This window comes from Streptomyces sp. NPDC048370 (assembly GCF_043200825.1).
Lineage (GTDB): Bacteria > Actinomycetota > Actinomycetes > Streptomycetales > Streptomycetaceae > Streptomyces.
The window spans coordinates 88,545-109,230 of the sequence record NZ_JBICYI010000001.1 but is presented as its reverse complement, the minus strand read 5'-3'; the positions used below and the strand labels follow the sequence as shown (position 1 = coordinate 109,230).

Genomic DNA, 20,686 nt, shown 5'->3' with positions numbered 1-20,686 from the left:
GACGGGTGTGTTCGTCAGGAATTCCGAAAGGGAGAGGTAAAGCGGGGCACACTCGGACCCCACGCGCGAAGTCCGACCGAAAGACGTTCGAGGCGAGGCAAACCGATGGATGGTCCGACCCACACGTCGGCCGACAACGAGAGCTCAGGCGATACGGGCCGGGGCGGCGGCTGGTTCGGGCGAAGCCCGGGCGGCGCACCCGCCGGCACACCGGCCGCCCGACCGAGTGGCGCACCCGCCGGCACACCGGCCGCCCGACCGAGCGGCGCACCCAGCGGCGCACCGAGCGGCGCACCGAACGGCCGGCCGGGCGGTGCGACGAGCGGGATACCGGGCGGCGCTCCGAGCAGCCGGCCGAGCGGCATACCGAGCCCTGCGGCGAGCACCCGGCCGAGCGGCGCATCGAGCAGCCGCCCGAGCGGCGCAACGAACGGTGCCCCGGCCCGTCCGGCCCCAGAACCGCCCGAGGACACCTCGGACGCCGCGCTGCTGCGCCGGACACTCGCCGAGATCGAGCCGATCGCCCACACCGTCACCGGGCACTTCTACGCCCTGCTCTTCCTCAAGCACCCGGACCTGCGCGCCCTCTTCCCCGCCGCGATGGACACCCAGCGCGACCGCCTCTTCGGGGCGCTGCTCACCGCCGCGACCCATGTGGACGACGCCGACACCCTCACCGCGTACCTTTCAGGCCTCGGCCGGGGACACCGGAAGTACGGCACCCTGCCCGAGCACTACCCGGCCGTCGGCGAGTGCCTCATCGGCGCCCTCTCCCGCTACGCCCCGCGCAGCTGGGGACCACGGACCGAGGCGGCCTGGATCGGCGCCTACACCGCGATCTCCCAGATCATGATCGACGCGGCGGCCGTGGACGAACTGCGCGCCCCCGCCTGGTGGCAGGCCGAGGTGGTCGCCCACGAGATGCGCACGCCGGACGTCGCGGTCGTCACGGTCCGCCCCGACCAGCCCTACCCCTTCCTCGCCGGGCAGTACACCGCCCTGGAGACCCCCTGGTGGCCGCGCGTCTGGCGGCACTACTCCTTCGCCTCGGCGCCCCGCTCCGACGGACTGCTCTCCTTCCACGTCAAGGCCGTCCCCGCGGGCTGGGTCTCCAACGCCCTCGTGCACCGGGCCCGGCCGGGCCATGTCATCCGCCTCGGCGCACCCACGGGATCCATGACCGTGGACCACAGCACCGACAACGGCCTGCTCTGCCTCGGCGGCGGCACCGGCATAGCGCCCATCAAGGCCCTGGTCGAGGACGTCGCCCAGCACGGCAGACGGCGCTCCGTCCAGGTCTTCTACGGGGCCCGGTACGACCACGATCTGTACGACATCGACACCATGCTCCGGCTGCAGCAGTCGCACCCGTGGCTGTCGGTCCGGCCGGTCGTCGACGACGGCCTCGAAGGGCAGCTGTGCGGGCAACTCCCCGACGCGGTCTGCCAGTACGGCCCCTGGCACACCTACGACGCGTATCTCTCGGGACCGCCCGGCATGATCCGGCGCGGCGTCGACACGCTGCTCGGCATCGGCATCCCCACCCACCGCATACGGCACGACTCCATCGAGGAACTGGTCGGGGCACGCAATTGAGCACTTTCGAACAGACCGGGTACCGGCAGCCGACTCCGGTCCGCACCACCCGCCCGGGCAGCGCCGGCGAACACCAGGTCCAGCAGCGCATGGGGACCGGCGAGCGCGCCGACAAGTTCTACGACGAGCAGGTCCTCGACCGGCTCAACCCGCGCATGCGGGAGTTCGTGGCGCGCCAGGAGATGTTCTTCCTGGCCACCGCCGACCGGCACGGGGAGTGCGACAACACCTTCCGGGCCGGACCGCCCGGCTTCCTCCACGTCCTGGACGACCGGACCCTCGCCTACCCGGAGTACCGGGGCAACGGCGTGCACGCCAGCCTCGGCAACATCGAGGAGAACGCCCACGTCGGCATCCTCATGATGGACTTCCTGCGGGACCGCATCGGCCTCCACGTCAACGGCCGGGCCCGGATCGTGCCGGACGACGCCATGCGCCGCGCCCACGCCGGGCTCCCCGTCGACCCCGTACCGGGCCGGCGTGCGCAGGCGTGGGTGGAGGTCACCGTCGAGGAGGCGTACATCCACTGCGCCAAGCACATCCCCCACCTGCAGAAGGTGGAGCGGAACGGCTCGGGCCGCGCCTGGGGGACGGACGACGTCAGGCGCAAGGGCGGCGACTTCTTCGGCGCAGCCGCCGACGCGCCCGAGCGGGGCCCGTACCTGCCCCCGCCGCGCGCGGACGCCGAGACCTGGCGGGCGGAGGCGGAGAAGGCCCTCGAGCGGGCCGAGCTGCGCCCGGGGGCCGCCGGAGCCGAGAACGAGGAGTTCCACGGCTGGTTCCGCAGAAACGTGAACGCCTGACGCCCCCCGGCCCCAGGGGCTCCACGGTCGCGGTCGCCGCGCCACCCATTCGGACTCCGGCCCGCCCGCGTCCGCAGGGCGGCGGCGACCGATCGGCTTACGGTGGGCCGATGCGAGCTGTTCCACGGTGGGCCCTGGTCTCCTCGGGGTGTGCCCCTGTCCTGCTGGCCTCGGGCTGGGTGGTCGCGGGCCGGCTGGAGGGACCCGGCTACGACCCCGCCACCCAGACGATCAGCGTCCTGGCCGCCTACGGGGCCGAGGGCTTCTGGGTGATGACCGGCGCACTGCTCGCCCTGGGCGTCTGTCATCTGCTCACCGCCTGGGGGCTGCGCCCGGCCGCGCCCGCCGGACGGGTCGCCCTCGCGGCCGGTGGGGTGGCGTCCCTGGCGGTGGCCCTGCTCCCGACACCCAGCAGCGGAGGCTCCCTGCGCCACGGCTCGGCCGCCGCGGTCGGCTTCGCCCTCCTGGCGCTGTGGCCGGTCCTGGCCGCCCACCGCGGCCGCGCCGCCCCCTGGGGCCTACGGCCCGCGCCCGCGCTCGCCGCGACCGCCCTGATGGGCCTCGGGGCGGTCTGGTACCTGATCGAGACGTACCGTCAGGGCGCCCCCGGCGCCGCCGAACGTCTCGTCACCTGCATGCAGTCCCTGTGGCCCTTCCTGGTCGTCGCCTCCTGCCTCCGCCTCCCCACCGACGACCGCCCCTGACCTACCCCTGAACCCCGACCTACCTCTGAACCCATGAACTATGACCTTCCCCCGACCCGGCCCTGATCTCGCGGGGACAACCTGAAGGAGCCCTGAACAAAGCTCCCTACCGAGGCAGGCGCGGAGCGCCGGGCGACGGACCATGACCCGGCCCCGGAGTCGACCGCCGAGAACGTACGGAGGTAGCGGTGTCGGGGCGGAGGGCCCGGAGCCGGTCAGTCGCCGGGCTGGGCCTCCCAGGCCTTCGCGAGCCCCTCCAGCCAGACGGGGGGCAGCTCCACGCGGTCCCACTCCTCACGCAGCGCGGACGGTGCCGCGACGAGGCGTTCGAGCACGGCGACGCTGCTGGGGGAGTGGAGCAGGGAGTACCGGCCGTGGATGGAGACGTCACTGCCCGGACCGTACTCCGCGTACAACCGGGTCAGCCGTTCGCGCCGCTCCTCGGCGAACTCGTCGAGGCGGCCCGCGTATCCGGCCCGCTCGGCGGTGCTCATCGTGCCGAGGACGGCGACGAGGACGTCGTCCGAGACCTCGGGGTCGAGGTCCGAGAGGTGCGTGAACGTGAGGTAGAGCGGGGCCACCGCCACCTTCGCCCGCTCCACGTCCACCCCGCTCACCGGAGGGTGGACGTACGCGGTGTCGGGGACGGGCGCCTCGGGGCCGAGGGCCTCCCGCACGGCGGAGTCGGCCCTGCGGAGCAGCGCGTCGCCGGCCGTCCGGGCGCCGTCGAGCCACCCGGAGGCGTAACGCTGCCCCTTGCCCGCCGGGGCGCCGGCCTCGATCCCGGCGATGTCGCCGTACGCCTGCGCGAGGGCGCCCGCCTCGACGAGCGCGAGCAGTTGCCCGGCCTCGTCCGCGGGCACGCCGGTGCGCCCGAGGAGTTCGAAGAGGGTCGTCTTCGCGTTCAGTACGTCGGCCGAGTGCAACAGGGTGGCCGGGTGGGCGACCTTCAGTTCGTGAGGCGGCGGCTGCTCCGAGTTCATGATGCCCATGCTGCACGACGGGACCCTCCGTCAGGTGAACGCCGTCGGGACCGGATCCACCGGAATTCCGGTCCCGAGGTTCGGCGGGTCCTACCAGGGCACCGGGCCCGGGGCGTCCCGGGCCCGGTGTCGCGCCGGACGGAACGCCCCTCCACCTCGGCCAGGTCGGCGGCCATCGCCGGGCGACGGACGGGCGTCGGCCACGGGGCATGCGCCAACTCTCCATGGTCGGAGTCAGCGCATGACGTCCCGTGCGGGTGTGGGTGGGTCGAGTCTCAGTCGAGCGACAGGGGAGTGCCCGGGGCGAGCTTCGCCGCGATGCGCTCGGCGATCACCTCGGCGTTGTTGCCTTCGGGCGAGTTCGCGGTCTTGGTGCTGGAGACCGCGATCGCGAGCCGCTTCGACGGGAGGTACGCCTGGATCGCCGCGTACCCGGAGAACGACGGGTTCTGGACCACCCAGCCGTTGACCACGAGCACGCCGAGACCGAAGTGCGCGGCCTCCGTCTGCGTCAGGCAGATCGTGGCGGGGCACGTGGCGGTCGCGTGACCGAGGCCGACCGTGCCCGGGTTGAGCAGGGTGCGGTAGGAGCGGGGCGAGAGGAGTTCGCCGCTGCCGACGGCCTGCGCCGAGCGGGCCAGGTCGCACACGTCGGTGGTGATCACCGCGCCGGGCGCCGTGGTCCACGACGGGTTCCAGAAGGTGGACTCCTCGTAGAAGCCGCGGTCGGAGGTGAAGGCGTGCAGGGCCGGGCGCGGGATCTCCGGGGTGAAGTTGTTCTGCGTGTGACGGAGCCCCAGGGGCTTCCACACCCGCTCCTTCATGAACTGGTCGATCCCGGTGCCGGTGATCTTCTCCAGGGCCTGGGACAGCAGCAGGTAGTTGGCGTGCGAGTAGCTCCAGTTGGTCCCCGGCTCGTACCAGAACGAGTGCTTGAGGGGGAACGCGAGCAGGTCCTGCGGCGTCCAGTGGCGGAACGGATGAGCCACCAGCTCGGCCAGGAACGCCGGGTCGGTGACGTAGTCGTGGAGTCCTGTGGTGTTGGTGGCCAGCATCCGCAGGGTGATCTTGTCGGCCTTGGGGAGGTCCGGCAGCCAGCGCTCCACGGTGTCGTCGAGACGGACCTTCCGCTCCTCGACCAGCTGCAGGAGGCCCGTGGCGATGTGGGCGAAGGCCACCGAACCGGCCCGGAACTGCATGTCGGGCTCGGCGGGGACACCGGTCATGGACTCGCCGAGCGCGTCGGTGACGACCTCGCGCCCGTCGACGGTGACCCGTAGTTCCACGGAGTTCAGACGGAACTCGTCCTTGGCCTTGCGGGCGATGTCCAGGACCTGACGGGCCCGCGGGTCGTGCGGACGCTCGGTCCGCACGCAGTCGCGTCCGCCGCGACCGTCAGGGCCCTTGTCCGTCGCGGGCACGGCGACGGTGGTCGGGGCCGTGAGGCCGAGGAGGGCGGCGCAGAGGAGAGCCGTGCGGGCGGCCGCACGGGCGCGCCGACGCCTCGGGGAGGGGGTGTGTGTCATGCCCGCACTATGGCCGGAACCACGGCACGAACTGGACGAACACTCCGCAAAAGGGGTGAGACGCGCCCATGTGGGGCAGGGTGCGTCCACCAGGGGGCCGAGCCCCCGCCCCGGGCAGGGGCTCGTCCTGGCCGTGGGGCGGGGCTCGGCCTGCGCCCCGGGGCGGGGCTCAGTCCGCCGAAAGGCGCTCTACGAAGTGCCTACCAGATCGCCTCGACCCACTCCGGGTGGTCGATGAACGGGTTCCGGTTGCTCTGGTAGGTCCCGAAGATGATGTCGTTGCGCCGCTCCTCGAAGGCGCTCGGCGGGTCCTGCTCGTTCCACTGCTTCAGGACCGAGAGCCGGCCGTGCAGCGGGACGCTGCCGTTGGAGACCGACTCGTTGGGCTCCAGGTCCGCCCAGGCGTCGTCACCCTCGTAGCGGACGGCCATGTAGAGGATCATGCGGGCCACGTCACCCTTGTCCGCGTCGCGCGGCTCGAAGGAGTTGGCGTCCGTGTAGCTGCCGGGCGCGCCGCTGACCGCGCTGCCGCCGTTCTCGAAGTCCTTGTTGCCGCGGATGCTGTTGACCTGGACGTCGGCGGGGCGCAGGTGGTGCAGGTCGGTGCCGGGGCCCGCAGAGGTGCCGAAGTTGCCGTGCGACTGGGCCCACACGTGCTCACGGTTCCAGTCACCCACGTCGCCGCCGTTGAGGGACTTGCTGCGCGAGGTGCCGCTGTACAGCAGGACCACGTTGGCGCTGTTGTTCGGGTCCTGGTCGGTGACCTTGAGCGCGTTCCAGACGGCGTCGTACGAGATCTTCTTCGTGCCGCCGCTGATGATCGTGTGCAGCGAGGACTTCAGGTTCGTACCGGTCTTGCCGATCGCGTTCTTGTAGTACGTGCTGTCGTACGCGGTGGTGGTGGCGCTCGCCGGGGTCGCGGCGACCGTCGGAAGGGTGAGGCCGACGAGGACGGCGGATATCGCCGCGGCCACGGCCTTCCATCTGCCGATGTGTACAACGGACATGGGGGACCTTTCGTGGGGGACGGGCACGCGCGGGTGCCGCCGCGAACGCTCGACGCCGCGACGATCTACGCGTGTTGACATCGTGCAAGCGGGAGCGTCGCACGGGTGAGGCGGCGGCCGTGTAACCCGCAGGAGGCTTTTCCATGACGTTCTCGCATACGGCACGACCGCCCTCGCCTCCTCCCCGCGACCTCGGCAACTCGCCCCGTACGCCTGATCGGTATCGTGATCCCGCCGGGCGCCCGCCCGGGGGACGGCGGCGGTGGCCGCTGCCGGTGCGAGGACGGATGGTGTTCTGTGGAGGCATCCTTGGACGGCTCGCGGGCAGGCGGCGCCCCCCACGCGGCGACCGCGTGCGTCATCGGCGCGGGCCTGTCGGGTCTCGCGGCCGCGCACGCCCTGTCGGCCCGGGGAATCGACTTCGTCTGCCTGGAGAAGGCGCCGGACGTCGGAGGGATCTGGCGCGGTCCGGGAGCCGGCGAGCGGGGACCCGGCTATCGGTCCCTGCACCTGAACACCGCCAAGCAGCTGACCGGATACTCCGACTTCCCCATGCCGGCGGAGCTGCCGCTCTACCCCGGGCACGCCGATGTCGCCGCCTATCTGCGCGCGTTCGCCGAGTGGGCGGGGCTGCTGCCGCGCGTCGAGCTGCGTACGGAGGTTCTCGCCGTACGACAGGACGGCGACGGCACCTGGACCGTCACCAGCAGGGACGCCCGCGGAGAGGTGACGGAACGGCGCTTCGAGCACGTGCTCGTCGCCTCCGGCCACAACACGCGGGCGACGCTGCCGAATCCACTGCCGCCGGGCGCCGAGTCCTTCACCGGAACGATCCTGCACTCGATGGACTTCCGCGACGGCGGCGACTTCGCCGGGCAGCGGGTCGTCGTCGTGGGGATGGGGGCGTCGGGCGTGGACATCGCCTCGGACCTCTCCCGGCATGCCGCCAGGACCGTGCTCTCCGTCCGCCGGGGGCTGCACATCGTGCCCAAGCAGCTCTTCGGCATGTCCGTGGACCTGATCGCCGACGCGCCGTGGTGGAACGACATGTCCTTCACCGACCAGCGGCGCTTCGTCGACCAGGCCCTCTTCGTGGCCAGGGGGAAGCTCTCGGACTACGGCCTGCCCGAGCCCGACCACCCGATCTTCTCCTCCGCCGTGACCATCTCCGACGAGATACTCAGCCGGATACGGCACGGCGGAGTGGTCCCCAGGCCCGCGATCGACTCCCTGGACGGGGCCAAGGTGACCTTCACCGACGGAACCGTGGAGGAGGCCGACGCGATCGTCTACTGCACCGGGTTCCGGATGGACTTCCCCTTCCTGCCCGCCGGTTGTCCGGCGGGCGCCCGCCAAGGGGTCGTCGAGCTGTACAAGCGCGTGGTGGCCCCGGACCTGCCCGGTCTGTACTTCGTCGGCCTGATCCGCCCCGTCGGTTCGATCACGCGCCTCGTGGAGGCCCAGTCCCGGTGGGTGGCGGGGATCGTCGACGGCGACGTCACCCTGCCACCCGCGGACGTCATGCGCGAGGAGATCGGCACGTACCTGAAGAGCATCGAGGAGCGCTACGGGCGGACCGGCGGCTCCTCCATCCAGGTGGACGTCGGCCCCTACCTGCGCGAACTGCGGGAGCTGCAGGACGCCTAGGGCCTTTCGTCTGGATCATGGCCGGGGCCGCGGCCCGATGCAAGAGACAGGCCCCGGGGCGGTCCGCCGTGGGGCGTCAGTGGACGGCTTCGGCCCGGGCGCGTGGTGCGGGGGCCGGGGGCCTGACCTCGTACGCCTCCGAGGAGATGTAGACGGTCACCCGCGCCGGCCTGCCCTCCTGGTGGACCAGTGCCAGGTACGCGATCAGGCCGACCCCGTCCTCGGGCCTTCGCGTGGTGACGGCGCGCAGGGCCTGGACGAGAGGGGCCGGGTCCATGCCGTGGCGGCGGAGCAGTGTCACCGCCCGGTCGAGGGCCTCCCCGTCGTGGCGGGCGTAGTCGCGGACGGGGACGTGCAGCGTGAAGCCGCTGGGCAGGGCCGTCCCGGTCTCGGTGAAGGCGTGGCAGCTCAGGCCCGGGCGGCGGTCGAGCGGGGCGTCCCGCCCGTCCGGGGAGCCGAGGCCGTCGACGTCGTGCCCGGCCGCCGTACGGAAGAACCGCGCGATCTCCGCCTGCGCCGGGCCACCGGCCGTACGCGACAGACCGGCCGCCTCCGGGGCGCGGAGGTCGCGGTGCACGAGGTAGACCTTCGCCCGGGGCTCTTCCCAGTCACCCAGGTCAAGGGCGAGGAAGAGCGGGCGCTCGCTCGGCGGGAGCGACGCGAACGCCCGGCCGTGGCCGAGCCGCCCCAGAGCCTCGCGCACCGTCGCGACGGAACGTTCCTCCCCGGACGCGGCGGGGTTCAGGTACACCTTGACCTTGGGCACTCCGCCGGGGAGCAGCTCGAGTGCGCACCAGAGCGCCAGCGGACCCTCGGGGTCCGGCGGGAAGAACAGGTCCTCCAGCTCGTCCAGCCGCTGGGTGTCGAATCCCCAGCGCCGCGCCATCGCGCGGACGGCCCGCAGGCCCACGCGCCCGTTATCCGCCAGGCTCTCGGCGCCGCACCCCGGTTCGAGCAGCACCCGCAAGGTCGGCCTCGCGTCGGGCGTGAAGGCGAGCGAGTACTCGACCGGCGAGTGGTCGTCGGAGAGGAAGGAGTCGTAGGGCGGCGGCAGATCGAGCGGTCGCTCGGCGACCGGTCCGAGCGCCGTGAGCAGCGTCCGCGCGTACTCCGCCGAGTCGGACCCGCTCAGTCCCGCGGCCTCGCACAGCCGCAGGACCTGTCTCGCCGCGTGACCGCCGAGCGTCTCCCCGGGTGTGGGCGCCCAAGAAGATACCCGCCCCGAGGGGCGGGTATCGAAGGGGCCGAACGCCGTGAGGTGACGCATGAAATCGGGGTCGGTGGATATCTGTTCCACGACACCTCCTTAGCCTCATGAGCACGCCTGAACAACGCGGTGCTCACTACCCCCACGGCAGAACGTTCATGCGGAGGTGGCGAATTCGGAGAGTGTTGTCTCGATCACTTCGCCAACCAGGTGAGGAACTGGCTCCACATCCCACCGCGCTTGCGGCCGGGATCGGCCGACTCGGCCTGCTCCGGGCGGGCTTGAGGGACGTTCCGGCGCACCGGCTCGACCGGCGTGAACCGGGCGGGCAGCGAGGTGAGACCCCGGGTGAACGGGCCCGGACGCCAGACCAGGCTCTCCTCCGGCACGGCCAGGTCGACATCGGGAAGCTGGTTGAACAGGTTCTCGATGGCGGTGACGGTGATCTGCCGGGCGGGCTCCTTCGACGGGCAGGCGTGCGGACCCGCGCTCCACGCCAGATGCGACCGGTTGCTGCCGGCCTCGCGCGCGGCGGACAGCTTCGGCCCCGTGTTGGCGGCCGCGAAGCCGACGAGCACGAGATCGCCCGCCCGGAACGTCGTACCGCCGAACTCCATGTCGGTGGCCGGGTAGTGCGGCGCGTAGTTGGGCATCGGCGGGTTGTCCCAGAGGGTGTCGTCGAGGGCCTCGTCGATCAGGCCGCCGCCGTCGGCGTACCGGTCCTGGGTGAGCAGCCGGTGCAGGGTGTTGCCGATCAGATTGCTCAGCGGATCGGTGCCCGCTCCCAGGAGAAGGGCGACCTGGTGGACCATCTCCTCGTCGGTCAGCCGCGCCTGATGCTGCAACAGCCAGGAGGTGACGTCCTCGCCCGGCTTGGCGCGCTTCAGCGCCACCAGTTCACCGACCGCGCCGAACAGCACCTCGACCGCCCGCTCGGCGTTCACGCCGTCGAACATGCCGGTGATGCCGAAGAGCACGCGGTCGCCGATGTCGGCGGGGCAGCCGAAGAGTTCGTTGAAGACGAAGAGCGGCAGCTGCTTCGCGTAGTCACCGAGCAGATCGGCGGAGCCGCGCGAGCCGAACCGCGAGATGAGGTACTCGGAGACCTGCCCCGTGGTCCGGCTGAGCTTGCGCGCGTCGACACGGGCCATGCTGTCCGTGATCGCCTGCCGCAGCCGCAGGTGCTCGGCGCCGTCGCTGAACATGGCGTTGGGCCGGTACGCGAGCGGGGGAACGGCCGGGTTGTCCGGGCTGATCCGCCCCTCGTTGAGGTCGCGCCAGCGCCGGGCGTCCTTGCGGAAGGAGGCGGGGTCCTGCAGGAGCTGCAGCGCCGTCGCGTAGTCAGTGACGAGGGTGGCGTCCACGCCCGGCGAGAGCTCCACGGGCGCGGTCGGGCCGAAGTGGCGCAGGTACTCGTAGTACGCCTGCGGGTCCGACTGGAACCCCGGTCCGTACAGCGGCACCCGGCCGCCGTCGGCGTGGGCGGGGCACCCGGGCGGGGGGACGGGTGCGGTGGATCGAGCGTCCATGATTTCTCTCTGCTTCTAGTGAGCGCGGTCCAGCAAGTAGCGGACGAGCGTGATCAGCGCGTCGGCGGACGACTTCTCGTCCCGTGCGTCGCAGGTGACGATCGGGGTGTCGTCGAGGAGGTCCAACGCCTCGCGCAGGGCCCGCTCTTCGCGGTCCTGCGTGCCGTCGAAGTGGTTCACGGCGATCGCGTAGTCGAGGTCGTACTGCTCGATCAGGTCGATCACGCCGAAGGAGTCCGCCAGACGCTCGGGGTCGACGAGGACGAGGGCGCCGAGCGCGCCGCGCGCCATGTCCTCCCACATCTGGACGAAGCGCTGCTGACCGGGGGTGCCGAACAGGTACAGCACGACCCGCTCGCTGATCGTCAGCCGGCCGAAGTCCATGGCCACCGTGGTGGTGGTCTTGCTCCGGACTCCCTTGAGGTCGTCGAACGACTCGCCCGCGCGGGTCATCGTCTCCTCGGTGGTCAGCGGAGGGATCTCCGAGATCGCACCGATGAACGTGGTCTTGCCGACGGCGAAGTGGCCGACGACGAGGATCTTGACGGCGGTCTGCGTGGCGCCGTCGCGCACGTACGCCTGCTCACCCAAACTTGGCGCGGAGACCATTCAGTACCTCCTCGAGGATGTCTCGGTCCGCGAGCGCGGCACGCTGCACGGGAGGGCGGGTGATGAGGTATCCGCCCTCGGTGAGGGCGGAGAGGAGGATCCTCACCACGCCGATGGGCAGCCGGGTGTGCCCCGCGACCTCGGCGACCGAGAGATAGCCGGCGGTGCACAGCTCCAACAGGCTCTGCTCCTCGGGAGAGAGCCTCGTCGGGCGCTGCGCGTGGTCGGCCGACGCGGTGACGAGCGTCACCAGGGACAGCTGCTCCTCGTCCGGCAGGCCGCGCCCCTTGGTGATGACGTACGGGCGGACTAACTCCGCCGACTCCGGCTCCCGTTCGTCGAAGCGGCTCATGAGCGGACGCCGAGGTTCTCGCGCGGCGGTGTCGTCAGCGCCTTGCCCAGCTGGCCGACGAGCTGCTGCATCCGGAAGGTGATGTCCTGCATGTCGACGTCGGGCGAGGCCGAGACACCGAGATAGGCACCCTCGCCTGCGGAGATCAGGAAGACCCAGCCGCCGTCGAACTCGACCAGCGTCTGACGCCACTGCAGGCGCCCGGGCTCCACGAAGAAGCCGAGGGAGCGGCTGAGCGACTGCATGCCGCTCATCGCGGCGGCGACCGTGTCCGCGTTGTCCTTCCCGAACTCCTTCGTCCGGGCCATCAGCAGACCGTCCGCGGAGACCAGGACCGCGTGCAGCGCCCCGGGTATCTCCAAGGCGCTGTCAAGCATCCATGACAGATCGTCGTTCACGAGACCTCATGCCCTTCGCTGCTCGCATCACGTGTGCTGCTCGATTGGTCCGCCGAGTCCGAGCGGGCGGCCCGTCCGGACTGCGTGCCCCGCTGGAAGGCCCCCATGATCGCGGCGGTCTCCGCGCCGGAGCGCGACGGAGCGGGCGCGGACTGCTCGCCGCCGGTCACGATGGCCATCGGCCGCTTGCGGCGGCGCTTCGGCAGACCGTCGTCGGTGGTGGCCGTGGTGACCACGGGCGCGGGACCGCTCGGCTCCGGCGCCAAGACGCCGGGGGCGACCGGGGCGGGGGCCTTCCTCTCCGGCATGCCGGTGAGCAGGTCGTGCGGCAGCAGGAGAACGCCGCGGACGCCTCCGTACGGCGAACTGGAATCCACGGACACCTCGAATCCGAAGCGCTCACAGAGCACACCGATGACGGCGAAACCGAATTGCGGCGGGCTGCCGAGCCCGGAGACGCCGGACACGCGCTCGGTGGACAGCAGCTTCTCCGCCCTGACCCGCTCCTCGTCGTTCATACCGACACCCGCGTCGTCGACGACGATGCAAATACCCTTGGGCACGGTGCGAATGTTGATCTCGACCACGGTGTCCGGGCTGGAATAGCTCGTGGCGTTGTCGAGGAGCTCGGCGAGCGCGAGCGCCACCGGTTCGACGGCGCGGCTGGTGATGCCGAAGTCGACCTGGGAGAGGATCTCCACGCGCCGGAAGTGACGGATCCGGCCCTGGGCGCTGCGGACCACGTCGTAGACCGACGCGATCTCGCGGTGCCGCCCGAGCCAGCCGTCGCACAGCACGGCGATGGACTGGGCGCGCCGTCCGAACTGGGAGTTGGTGTGGTCGATCTCCAGAAGGTCCCGGAGAATGACGGAGTCACCGTACTTGCTCTGCAGTCCGGAAATGACCAACTGCTGCTCTGCGGCGAGGCCTTGGAGCGTGCGCATGGCGGACTTGAGGACCGACTTCGTCGATTCCTGGGCGCGGTCCTTCTCGTCCTCGACGGATTTCGAGTAGCTGTTCTCCAACTCGGAGTAGTGGGCCTTGAGCTCCTCGGTCCCCTGCCGTAAAGTCCGTATCGCTTTGCGCTGGCGAACAATTACGGCAACGGCGCCCAGGGTGGCGGCCAGGAGGACCCAGAGGACTGGGTTCTGTGCGTAATACGTCATAAGACTCTCTTCAGGCGACTGACGGTCAGTTGCTGAATTCCGTCAATACGGGTGGACCGGCAGGCCTTCCGGGGCCGGGGTACCGTCCGGAGGGTCGCCGTGGTCGGAGATGTCGTCTTGCACCCATCCACCGCTCCGCAAGCGTAGTGATCTTAGCACCGGGCACGAACAGGTGACCGATCGTCAGCGTGCGCCCCCAGTGCGCCCCCTGGGTGCGCCGGTGTACGCCGGGAGTACATCTGCCGTTCGCCGACGCCCCGCCATCTCGACTGCTGGTGAGGCGAGTTGACGACGAGCGCGGCTGTCGGCCCGGCTCGGCCACAAAAGCCCTGGCCAGGAGCCTCTTCATGATCGTAAAGTCCGGATCATGACTCAGAACGTGCCCCACGAAGCTCCGTCCGCCTCGCCCTTCCCGCCGGTCTTGACCCGTCATGCCGAGGCCGAGACCTGTGCCGACCCCAGCAGCGTCATGACGCTGCTCGCCGACTCGGACAGCACCGCGGACGGTTTCACCAGCTACCGGTCGAGCTTCGCGAAGGGCGCCGTGGGCGCACCCGCGCACTTCCACACGAAGGCGACCGAGCTGTTCTTCGTGATCAGCGGCTCCCTGCAGGTGCTGGTGCAGGAGGAGGTCACCGTCCTGGAGGCGGGCGACTTCCTCGCCGTGCCGCCCCGCACCCCGCACGCCTTCGCCGCCGCGCCCGGCTGCGAGGCGGACGTCCTGTTCGTCTTCACGCCGGGCATGGGCCGCTTCGACTACCTGCGTCTGCTCGGCCGGGTGATGCGGGGCGAGGCCGACCCGAAGGAGATCGCCGCGTCCGCCGAGCGGTACGACAACCACTACGTCGACAGCCCGGTCTGGCGCGCGGCGCTGGAGGCCTCGGCATGATCGACCCCACCGTCCACGTCCGCCTGGCCCGGCCCTCACGGGACCTCGCCGCCGCCGAGCGCTTCTACGTCGACGGCCTCGGCCTCGACGTGCTGTGGCGGACGACCGAACGCGTCCCCGGCAAGCACGACCTGCTGATGGTCGGCCCGAAGGACGGTACCTGGCACTTCGAGCTGACGCGCGACCCGGAACACCCGCTGGATCCGACCCCCACGGTGGACGACCTGTTCGTGCTCTACCTCGGCGCACCGGCGGACGCCTCGCTGATCGACCGCCTGACGGCGTCCGGCGGTACGCGGGTCCCGGCGCACAACCCCTACTGGGACGAGCACGGAGTGACCGTCGCCGACCCGGACGGCTATCGCCTGGTGCTCTCCTCCCGCACCTGGGGCTGACGGGCCGACGGGCGGACGGGCGGACGGGCCGGCGGGCCGGGCGCTTTGGAGGGCCGGGCCCCTGGGCCGGAGAGGCCCTAGGGGTGCGGCCGCCGTTCGAAGACGACGTCCCGCGCGGTGTCCAGAGCGATGGCGAGGGCGCCGTGGAGCACTGCGTCCTCGCCGAGGGTGCTCGCGGCGACCCTGGGGCGGATCGGGGTGATGGCCCGCAGGGTGGTTCGTACCGTAGGCAGCAGCAGATCCGCGCTGTGGCCGACGCCGCCGCCGAGGACGACGAGGTCGGGGTCGAGGACCGCCGACACGGCAGCCACCGCGTGCGCGAGGCGCTCGCCCTCCAGTTCGACCGCCTTGACCCCGGCCGGGTCGCCCGACCGGGCCGCGTCGAAGACGTCCTTCGCGCTGAGGTCGCCGGTCATGCCGTGCGCTCGCGCGGCCGCGACCACCGCGTCGCCGGAGACGAGCCCCTCCAGGGTGCCCGGGCCCTGGCGCTCCGGCCACGGCAGGTAACCGATCTCGCCCGCGCCGCCGTGGGCGCCGGTGAAGAGGCGGCCCTCGCTCACGACGCCCATGCCCAGGCCGGTGCCGATCATCACGTAGACGAAGAGCCTGCTGCCCGCGCCGACCCCGACGGTGTACTCGCCGAGCGCCGCGAGGTTCGCGTCGTTGTGGACGGCCAGCGGCAGGCCGAGCCCCTCGCGCATCCGGTCGAAGAGCCCCGGACGCCCCCAGCCGGGCAGATTGCCCGCGAACCGGACCCGCCGGAGTTCCTCGTCGTACACGCCGGGCGTGCCCACGACCGCCTGCACGATCGTGTCCGGCGCGACGCCCGAACTCCCCACGAGCTGCCGGGCGGTGGCGACCACCAGGTCCGCCATGGGGCCGGACGTACGGGCCTGGTTACGGACCTCCGTACGGGCCACGATCGTGCCGTCGAGGTCGGCGAGGGCGACGCGCAGCCAGGCGCGGCCGATGTCGATGCCGAGCGCGTAGCCGGCCGTCGGATCGGGCGCGTAGAGCACCGCCGTCCGGCCGCGCTCGGGCGTGTGGACACCTGCCTCCCGGACCAGTCCTGCCAGTTCGAGCGAGGCCAGGGCGCTGGAGACCGTGGGTTTGGACAGCCCCGTGGTCCGGGCGAGCTGAGCTCTGGAGGCGGGCCCGCCGGAGCGCAGCAGGCCGAGCAGCAACCGTTCGTTCCCACTGCGCAGGCGCTGCGGGTTCCAGATCTGCGCTCCACCCTCGTCGTCGCTGGTCATCCGGACATTCTGGCGTATGGCACCCGTCTGCCCGCAGCCGGTTCCCGAGCCCGGCCGGGGGCTCAGGTCCGTACGGCCACGGCTCCCGCGTGCGTGGGGTCGACGGGGACGTCGGCGATCCGCCAGTTCGGCAGCCGGGCGGCGCAGGGCTCGGCCGCGCCCACGTGGTCGAGGGCGAGCCCGCGCCCGAGCCCCGTACCGAGCCCCTTCAGATACGCCTCCTTGCGCGCCCAGGTCCGCGCGAAGGCGCGAGGCCGGTCGGCCGCCGTGTACCCGGCCAGCTCCTCCGCCTCGCGCGGGTGCAGCATCGGCGCGACCTCGTCGACCGTCTCCGGCGTGGGGAGCCGCTCGACGTCCACCCCGACCGGGGTCGCCGCGAAGGCGAGCAGGCCGAGCCCGTCGCTGTGCGACAGGGAGAAGTGGATCGGATCCCCGTCGACGGCGGGCCGCCCGTGCGGCTCCCCGCACTCAGGACACGGCCGCCGTACGAGCGGCACGTCCCCGGGCTTCATCCCGAGGTAGGCACCCAGCAGCACGCGCAGCCCCACGTGCACCTCGACGTACGTACGCCGGTCCGCGGCGCTCCGGAACCCGCGCGCCGTCTCCAGCTCGCCGGCGTCGAGCACGCCCATCCGCTCGGCGGGCACGTCCACATCGGGCGCCCTGACGAGCCAGACGTGCGGCACCTCGTCGGGAGCGGGCGGCGCCGGCGGCTCCTGCCAGGGGACGTGGGGGAGCGGGCGCGGCACGATCTTCATGGAGACAGTCTAAGAGGCCTTGACGCTGGGCCGAGGCCCTCGGATACTGGCGGCCAAATCGATTTGGCCAAATCGATTTGGCCCTCCGTCCGGGGCCGGATCGCGGCTGAAATCCGAGCGTGCAGCGACGCCCGAACGGAGCCCGAACGTGTCCAGTCCCCACCAGCACCTTCCCGGCACGGAACGCCCATCCCCCGCCCCCGAGACGCCCCACTCCGCCGAAGCCTCCCGCCCCACCGATGCTCCCCACTCCGCCGACGACTCCCAATCCGGAGAAGCCCCTACCCCCGCCTCCGGACCCGCACCCGCCCCCGAGACGCCCCACCCCGTCGACCAGTCCCGCCCCCTGGGCAAGATCCTGCTCTTCGGGATCCAGCACGTGCTCGTCATGGCCGCCACTCCCATCTCGGCGATCTTCCTGATGAGCGCGACCCTCCGCCTCGACCCAGGCCTGACCGTGAACCTGCTCTCGGCGGCCTTCGTGCTCTCCGGGGTCGGATCCCTCATCCAGTCCCTCGGCCCCTGGAAGTTCGGGCCTCGGCTGCCCTTCGTGATGCTGCCGGGCGGCGCGCCGCTCATCCTCTTCCTCGCCATCGCCGAACAGCACGGTCTGCCCACGGCCACGGGCGCGGTGATCCTCACCGCCGGCTTCTGCTTCGTCGTGCTGCCGCTCTTCTCACGGCTGTTGGCCTTCTTCCCCGCGCTCGTCATCGGCACGATGATCGTCATCGTCGGCGTCAACCTGGTGAAGGTCGGCGCGGTCCTCGTCACCGGACGTCCCGGCACGCCGGGCTTCGCCGATCCCCTCAATCTCGGTCTCGGCCTGGCCACCATCGGCTTCACGGTCGGCTTCTACCTGCTCTTCAGCGGCATCCTGCGCCAGCTCGCCGTCATGCTCGGCCTGCTCGCCGGCACCGGCCTCGCCGCCGCCCTCGGCACCGTCGACCTCGGCCGCGCCGCCGACGGCGGTCTGCTCACCCTGCCGGAGCTGATGCCGTTCGGCTCGCCCCAGTTCAACCTGGTCGCCGCGCTGCCGCTGATGCTCTACAGCCTCGCCTCCATGGCGGAGGCCACCGGGCAGACCGTCATCAACGCGGAAGCCGTCGGCAAGGAGATCGACACCCGCTCCGACGTCCCCAAGACCGTCCGTGGCGACGCCCTCACCTCGCTCTTCGGCGGGTTCTTCGGCCTGCCGCTCATGGTCACCAGCGGCGAGAACATCGGCATCGTCCGCGTCACCGGCGTCCGCAGCCGATTCGTGACCGCCGCAGCCGGAGTCGTCCTCATCGCCATCGGGTTCCTCGCCCCCGTGACCCGGGCGATCAGCGTCATCCCGTCCGCGGTCGTCGGCGGCACGGCGATGGTCGTCTTCGCCGTGATCACCGTGCTCGGCGTCCAGATGCTCGGCCGTTCCGACCTCGGTACGCACACGAGCACCTTCATCTGCGCCGTCGCCCTCGCGCTCGGGTTGCTGCCGATCCTGGTGCCGGGCGTGTACGGCGGCTTCCCGCCGAACCTCCGCATCCTCCTCGAAAGCGGCGTCGCCGTCGGCGCGTTCGTCGCCGCGGTCCTCAACGTCCTCTTCCACCACGTCCGGCCGGGCCTCGCCGCCCGCCTGACCTCTGCCCGCCCCGTCGGAGCCCGCCCGGGCGCCCCTCGTACGGAAAGCGATCGATGAACAACCAGCTCACCCGCGACGCCTTGACCCGCGACGCCCTGAACCGGGACGCCCTGGCCCGCTCCGACCGCCCGCTCCTCCTCGTACCGGATGCCGTCCTGCTGCCCGAGGGGCCCGCCGAAGGTCACGCGGTCGTCGTCGCCGAAGGATCCTTCCTGCGCGTCGGTCCCCTCGCCGAACTGACGCGGACCCACCCCCACCTCGACGCGATCCGTCTCCCAGGACACGTCCTGATGCCCGGCTTCGTCGACGCCCACCACCACCTCACCCAGAGCTTCGGCGCCGCGCTCGCCTTCGGCGAGCCGTCGGAGATCTTCCGCCGGGTGTGGGTACCCCTCGAAGGCGCGCTGGACGAGGAATCGGCCTACGTCGCGGCCAAGTTGGCCGCCTTCGAAGCCCTGCGCGGCGGGTTCACCACCGTCGCCGACGCGGGGACCCGCGCCGATGTCGACGTGGACGTGGTGGCCTCCGCGGCGCGTGACGCCGGGATCCGGTGCGTCCTGGGTCTCGTCTGCAACGACGCCGAGAACGAGACCCCGTCGGTCCCGGACAATGCGGAGAAGCACCTCGCCCGCTACGACGGCGACCCGCTGATCCACCCCTCCCTCGCCGTCTCCATCCCCGAGGCCGCCACCGAGGAGACCCTCCGACTCACCGCCCGTCTCGCGGCCGAGTCAGGAGCGGTCCTCCAGATCCACGTCAACGAGCACCTGGCGGGGGTCGAACGCTCCCTCGTACGCCATGGACTGCGCCCCCTGGAGCACCTCCACAGGATCGGCGTGCTCGGCCCCCACCTGCTCGCCGCGCACGCCACCCTCCTCACCCCGCGCGAACTCACCCTGCTCGCGGACACAGCGACCGCCGTCAGCTACAACCCCGTCGCCAGCGCATGGAAGGGCAACGCCGTCGCGCCCGCCACCGCCATGGCCGAACGGGGCGTCCGCTTCGGGCTCGGCACCGACGGAACGCGCGGCGACGGGTTCCGGCTCGCCGAGGCGGCCGAGTTCGCCCAGCGTCTCGCGTACGGGCTCGCCACGGGCGACTCGTCCTGCGGCGCCGGCTGGACCTGGCTGGAGCACGCCACGCGCGGCGGAGCCGACGCCGTCGGCCTCGGCGCGCGGACCGGCACGATCGCCGAGGGCCTGGCCGCCGACTTCCTCCTCGTCGACGTCACCACCCCGGAACTCGCGCTCTCCTGGGACCTGCCGTGGGAGCTGGTACGGCGCGGCAACCGCGACCAGATCACCGCCGTGTTCGTCGCGGGCCGGCCGCGCCTGTGGTGCGGCGAGCCCGTCGAGTGGGACGGCGCCGCCCTCGTACGCCGGGCTGTCGAACTGGCCCGTACGGCCGTGGGGGGCGCCGCCATCACCCGCGTCCACCCGACGTCGACGGCGGCGCGTGCGGATGGGACGGCGCGTGCGGAGAGGACAGCGCGTGCGGATGGGACGGCGCGTGCGGAGAGGACGGCGAGGTGACCGTCGCGACACTGGCGGTCCTCGCCGTCACCGTGACGGCCGCCGCGTTCGTCCAGGGCAGCAGCGGGCTCGGCTTCGCCCTCATCGTCGCCCCGGTCGCCGGCATCCTTGATCCCCGCCTGCTCCCGGTGTTCGTCCTGGCGTCGATGGTGCCCCTCAATCTGTACGTCGCCTGGCGCGAGCGCTCCTCGCTCGACCTGCGCGGCGCGGGCTGGATCACCGCCGCACGCCTCGCGGCCACCCCCGGCGGGCTCGCGCTGCTCTGGCTGATACCGGAGCGCGACCTCGGTCTCTTCGTGGGCCTCGCCACCGTCCTCGCGGCCGTCGTGAGCCTGGCCGCGCCCGCGTTCACGCCGGGTCGGGCCGCCTATGTGGGCGCGGGCGCGGTGACGGGCCTGACGGAGACGGCGACGGGGGTCGGCGGACCGCCCCTCGCGCTCGTCTACCAGCACCGGCCACCGGCGGAGCTGCGTTCCACCGTCGCCGTGTGCTTCCTCGTCGGCGAAGTCGCCTCGCTGCTGCTGCTGTTCGCGACGGGGGAGGGGCGACCGGCCGACCTCGGGTGGGCCCTCGCCCTGGCACCCGGGATCGCCGTGGGGGCGTGGCTGAGCCGATTGGTGCACCACCGGTTCGACGCGCGGCGGATGCGGCTGTTCGTGCTCGTCTTCGCTCTCGTCTCGGGGGCGCTGCTGATCGTGGGCATCTGACCAC

The 20,686-nt window shown here is 71.9% G+C and carries 20 protein-coding genes; 9 read left to right on the top strand and 11 right to left on the bottom strand.

Going from position 1 to position 20,686, the window contains the following annotated elements:
• Positions 1-105 precede the first annotated feature (105 nt).
• The 3 genes from ACGFYP_RS00430 to ACGFYP_RS00420 all read left to right on the top strand — a co-directional run bounded on the left by ACGFYP_RS00430 (position 106) and on the right by ACGFYP_RS00420 (position 3,103).
• Positions 106-1,596, top strand: coding sequence for a globin domain-containing protein (locus ACGFYP_RS00430; RefSeq protein ID WP_393485065.1), 1,491 nt, complete (start codon positions 106-108; stop codon positions 1,594-1,596).
• Positions 1,593-2,399, top strand: a complete 807-nt coding sequence (locus ACGFYP_RS00425; RefSeq protein ID WP_393485064.1) for a pyridoxamine 5'-phosphate oxidase family protein — start codon at positions 1,593-1,595, stop codon at positions 2,397-2,399. The genes ACGFYP_RS00430 and ACGFYP_RS00425 overlap by 4 nt, the downstream gene beginning before the upstream one ends.
• 110 nt (positions 2,400-2,509) lie before the next feature.
• Positions 2,510-3,103 carry a DUF998 domain-containing protein gene (locus tag ACGFYP_RS00420; protein WP_393485063.1) on the top strand — a complete coding sequence of 198 codons (594 nt, stop codon included), beginning with the start codon at positions 2,510-2,512 and terminating at the stop codon, positions 3,101-3,103.
• Between the two features lie 215 nt (positions 3,104-3,318).
• Here the strand turns inward: ACGFYP_RS00420 and ACGFYP_RS00415 are convergent, their stop codons facing one another.
• The 3 genes from ACGFYP_RS00415 to ACGFYP_RS00405 all read right to left on the bottom strand — a co-directional run bounded on the left by ACGFYP_RS00415 (position 3,319) and on the right by ACGFYP_RS00405 (position 6,619).
• Positions 3,319-4,086, bottom strand: a complete 768-nt coding sequence (locus ACGFYP_RS00415; RefSeq protein ID WP_393485062.1) for a hypothetical protein — start codon at positions 4,084-4,086, stop codon at positions 3,319-3,321.
• A gap of 275 nt (positions 4,087-4,361) precedes the next feature.
• Complete coding sequence (locus tag ACGFYP_RS00410) at positions 4,362-5,612, bottom strand: serine hydrolase domain-containing protein (protein ID WP_393485061.1); 1,251 nt, start codon at positions 5,610-5,612, stop codon at positions 4,362-4,364.
• Between the two features lie 200 nt (positions 5,613-5,812).
• A complete protein-coding gene (locus ACGFYP_RS00405) occupies positions 5,813-6,619 on the bottom strand; it encodes an endonuclease I family protein (RefSeq protein ID WP_393485059.1) in 807 nt (268 codons plus the stop codon).
• 297 nt (positions 6,620-6,916) lie between these two features.
• Between ACGFYP_RS00405 and ACGFYP_RS00400 the strand changes: the two genes are divergently transcribed.
• Complete coding sequence (locus ACGFYP_RS00400) at positions 6,917-8,266, top strand: flavin-containing monooxygenase (protein WP_393485058.1); 1,350 nt, start codon at positions 6,917-6,919, stop codon at positions 8,264-8,266.
• Between the two features lie 76 nt (positions 8,267-8,342).
• On the opposite strand, the gene ACGFYP_RS00395 is transcribed toward ACGFYP_RS00400, so the two are convergent.
• The 6 genes from ACGFYP_RS00395 to ACGFYP_RS00370 form a co-directional block, all read right to left on the bottom strand.
• A complete protein-coding gene (locus ACGFYP_RS00395) occupies positions 8,343-9,563 on the bottom strand; it encodes a tryptophan dimethylallyltransferase family protein (protein WP_393485057.1) in 1,221 nt (406 codons plus the stop codon).
• Positions 9,564-9,667: 104 nt separating this feature from the next.
• A complete protein-coding gene (locus ACGFYP_RS00390) occupies positions 9,668-11,002 on the bottom strand; it encodes a cytochrome P450 (protein WP_393485056.1) in 1,335 nt (444 codons plus the stop codon).
• A gap of 15 nt (positions 11,003-11,017) precedes the next feature.
• On the bottom strand, positions 11,018-11,611 hold the full coding sequence (locus tag ACGFYP_RS00385) for an ATP/GTP-binding protein (protein WP_393485055.1): 594 nt from the start codon (positions 11,609-11,611) through the stop codon (positions 11,018-11,020).
• On the bottom strand, positions 11,586-11,963 hold the full coding sequence (locus tag ACGFYP_RS00380; RefSeq protein WP_361955567.1) for a DUF742 domain-containing protein: 378 nt from the start codon (positions 11,961-11,963) through the stop codon (positions 11,586-11,588). Before ACGFYP_RS00380 ends, ACGFYP_RS00385 begins: the two co-directional genes overlap by 26 nt.
• Positions 11,960-12,361 carry a roadblock/LC7 domain-containing protein gene (locus tag ACGFYP_RS00375; protein ID WP_361955569.1) on the bottom strand — a complete coding sequence of 134 codons (402 nt, stop codon included), beginning with the start codon at positions 12,359-12,361 and terminating at the stop codon, positions 11,960-11,962. The genes ACGFYP_RS00380 and ACGFYP_RS00375 overlap by 4 nt, the downstream gene beginning before the upstream one ends.
• On the bottom strand, positions 12,358-13,527 hold the full coding sequence (locus ACGFYP_RS00370) for an ATP-binding protein (RefSeq protein WP_393485054.1): 1,170 nt from the start codon (positions 13,525-13,527) through the stop codon (positions 12,358-12,360). The genes ACGFYP_RS00375 and ACGFYP_RS00370 overlap by 4 nt, the downstream gene beginning before the upstream one ends.
• Before the next feature lie 367 nt (positions 13,528-13,894).
• Between ACGFYP_RS00370 and ACGFYP_RS00365 the strand changes: the two genes are divergently transcribed.
• Together ACGFYP_RS00365 and ACGFYP_RS00360 are read left to right on the top strand one after the other, a co-directional pair.
• Entirely contained in the window at positions 13,895-14,416 is a 522-nt protein-coding gene (locus ACGFYP_RS00365; RefSeq protein ID WP_393485053.1) for a cupin domain-containing protein, read from the top strand.
• Positions 14,413-14,811, top strand: coding sequence for a VOC family protein (locus ACGFYP_RS00360; RefSeq protein ID WP_393485052.1), 399 nt, complete (start codon positions 14,413-14,415; stop codon positions 14,809-14,811). The genes ACGFYP_RS00365 and ACGFYP_RS00360 overlap by 4 nt, the downstream gene beginning before the upstream one ends.
• A gap of 77 nt (positions 14,812-14,888) precedes the next feature.
• Here ACGFYP_RS00360 and ACGFYP_RS00355 read toward each other — a convergent pair whose 3' ends face one another.
• Positions 14,889-16,064, bottom strand: coding sequence for an ROK family protein (locus ACGFYP_RS00355; RefSeq protein WP_393485051.1), 1,176 nt, complete (start codon positions 16,062-16,064; stop codon positions 14,889-14,891).
• A 62-nt stretch (positions 16,065-16,126) separates the two neighbouring features.
• On the bottom strand, positions 16,127-16,822 hold the full coding sequence (locus tag ACGFYP_RS00350) for a 4'-phosphopantetheinyl transferase family protein (protein ID WP_393485050.1): 696 nt from the start codon (positions 16,820-16,822) through the stop codon (positions 16,127-16,129).
• Positions 16,823-17,210: 388 nt separating this feature from the next.
• On the opposite strand from ACGFYP_RS00350, the gene ACGFYP_RS00345 reads away from it, so the two are divergent.
• Genes ACGFYP_RS00345 through ACGFYP_RS00335 form a run of 3 tightly spaced genes read left to right on the top strand, consistent with a single transcriptional unit; the run spans position 17,211 to position 20,682 of the window.
• Entirely contained in the window at positions 17,211-18,500 is a 1,290-nt protein-coding gene (locus tag ACGFYP_RS00345) for a uracil-xanthine permease family protein (protein WP_393485979.1), read from the top strand.
• A complete protein-coding gene (locus tag ACGFYP_RS00340) occupies positions 18,497-19,975 on the top strand; it encodes an amidohydrolase family protein (protein ID WP_393485049.1) in 1,479 nt (492 codons plus the stop codon). The genes ACGFYP_RS00345 and ACGFYP_RS00340 overlap by 4 nt, the downstream gene beginning before the upstream one ends.
• Positions 19,972-20,682 (top strand): sulfite exporter TauE/SafE family protein, encoded by a 711-nt coding sequence (locus ACGFYP_RS00335; protein ID WP_393485048.1) that lies wholly within the window; start codon positions 19,972-19,974, stop codon positions 20,680-20,682. The genes ACGFYP_RS00340 and ACGFYP_RS00335 overlap by 4 nt, the downstream gene beginning before the upstream one ends.
• Positions 20,683-20,686 lie beyond the last annotated feature (4 nt).